Origin of the sequence: Thauera phenylacetica B4P, assembly GCF_000310225.1 — a bacterium.
In the GTDB taxonomy this organism is placed as follows: Bacteria; Pseudomonadota; Gammaproteobacteria; order Burkholderiales; family Rhodocyclaceae; genus Thauera; species Thauera phenylacetica.
In genome coordinates this window covers 1-1,076 of the sequence record NZ_AMXF01000488.1, presented here as the reverse complement: position 1 = coordinate 1,076, position 1,076 = coordinate 1, and the positions used below count along the sequence as shown (strand labels likewise).

At 72.6% G+C, this 1,076-nt stretch carries 2 protein-coding genes; both read right to left on the bottom strand.

Going from position 1 to position 1,076, the window contains the following annotated elements:
• Positions 1–22 precede the first annotated feature (22 nt).
• Positions 23–631: a transcriptional repressor LexA gene (gene lexA, locus C667_RS23220; protein WP_004389869.1), complete on the bottom strand. Its 609-nt coding sequence runs from the start codon at positions 629–631 to the stop codon at positions 23–25.
• Between the two features lie 59 nt (positions 632–690).
• The coding region (locus C667_RS23215) for an MDR/zinc-dependent alcohol dehydrogenase-like family protein (RefSeq protein ID WP_004389867.1) at positions 691–1,076 on the bottom strand (386 nt) is incomplete at its 5' end.

Here is a 1,076-nt window from a genome sequence, read left to right as displayed (position 1 = left end):
AAGGGAGAGGAAGGCTGCGAACTCAGTGGTCCTTGCGGATCAGCCCCACCATGACGCCTTCGATGACCAGCGGCTCGCGGCGGGTGTCTACGACGATCGGGGTGTAGTCGGGGTTGGCGGGGAGGAGCTCGACCACCGGGCCCTTGCGCTGCAGGGTCTTGACGGTGACGTCGTCGTCCACCCGGGCGACCACGATCTGGCCGTTGCGCGCCTCGGCGTTGCGATGCACCGCGATGAGGTCGCCGTCGAGGATGCCGGCGTCGCGCATGCTCATGCCGCGCACGCGCAGCAGGTAGTCGGCCCTGGGCGAGAACAGCGCGGGGTCGAGCTGGTAGCGCGCCTCGACGTGTTCGGCGGCGAGGATGGGGCTGCCCGCGGCGACGCGGCCGACCAGGGGCAGGCCGAGCGCCTCGGCCAGGCGGATGCCGCGCGCGCGGCCCTCTTCGAGCAGGATCGCGCCCTTGGCGGCGAGCGCGCGCAGGTGGGTCTCGGCGGCGTTGGGCGAGCGGAAGCCGAAGGCGGTGCACACCTCGGCGCGGGTGGGCGGGCGGCCTTCGGACTCGACGGTGGAGCGGATGAAGTCGAGGATTTCCTGCTGGCGCGCGGTGAGGTTTTCGCTACGGGCGGTCATGACAGCCTCCATGGGATGGCTGTAATTTTAAACAGTCCCGCGCCGCTGGCAAGGGGAATTCAGGGCAGCAGCACCGCCGCCCCCTGCAGCGCGCCGCGGCGCAGGCGTTCGAGGGCGTCGTTGGCCTCTTCGAGGGGAAAGCGGACGACCTCGGTGCGCACCGGCACCTTCGGCGCGAGGGCGAGGAACTCGTCGCCGTCGCGGCGGGTGAGGTTGGCCACCGAGACGATGCGGCGCTCGCCCCACAGGATGTCGTAGGGGAAGGCGGGAATGGTGCTCATGTGGATGCCGGCGCACACCACCGTGCCGCCCTTGGCGACGGCGCGCAGCGCGGCGGGGACGAGCTCGCCCGCGGGGGCGAAGATCAGCGCGGCGTCGAGCGGGTGGGGCGGCCGCTCGCCGCCCACGCCCGCCCAGCAGGCGCCGAGCTGGCGGGGGGAGGGCG

Coding starts and splice junctions, on each gene's coding strand:
- lexA (WP_004389869.1), bottom strand. CDS start 631: ATGACCGCCCGTAGCGAAAACCTCACCGCGCGCCAGCAGGAAATCCTC.